This window comes from Pollutimonas rozaliensis (assembly GCF_048751585.1).
Taxonomy (GTDB): domain Bacteria; phylum Pseudomonadota; class Gammaproteobacteria; order Burkholderiales; family Burkholderiaceae_B.
In genome coordinates this window covers 1-262 of sequence record NZ_JAZHOB010000186.1, presented here as the reverse complement: position 1 = coordinate 262, position 262 = coordinate 1, and the positions used below count along the sequence as shown (strand labels likewise).

The following is a 262-nucleotide window of genomic DNA, read 5'->3' as shown; positions in this document are numbered from 1 at the left end:
CGGTTTTATCCATGTTTTTGCTCTGCTGAAAACAAGGATAAAACCGTTTATCTCTACACCGACGGCGCGTGCAAAGGCAACCCCGGCGCGGGTGGCTGGGGGGTGTTGATGCGCTACGGGACGCCTGAGAAAGAGCTGTTTGGCGGCGAGCCCGACACCACGAATAACCGTATGGAGCTCAAAGCCGTGATTGAAGGCCTCAAAGCGCTCAAGCGCCGCAGCCGCGTGCAAATCTGCACCGATTCGCAATATGTGAAAAACG

Annotated in this window: 1 protein-coding gene; it reads left to right on the top strand. The window is 55.7% G+C overall.

Annotation, left to right across the window (positions count from 1 at the left end; all coding sequences use genetic code 11):
* Window positions 1-262: RNase H family protein (locus V0R37_RS22510; RefSeq protein ID WP_420376611.1), on the top strand; the 262-nt coding region annotated here is incomplete at both ends.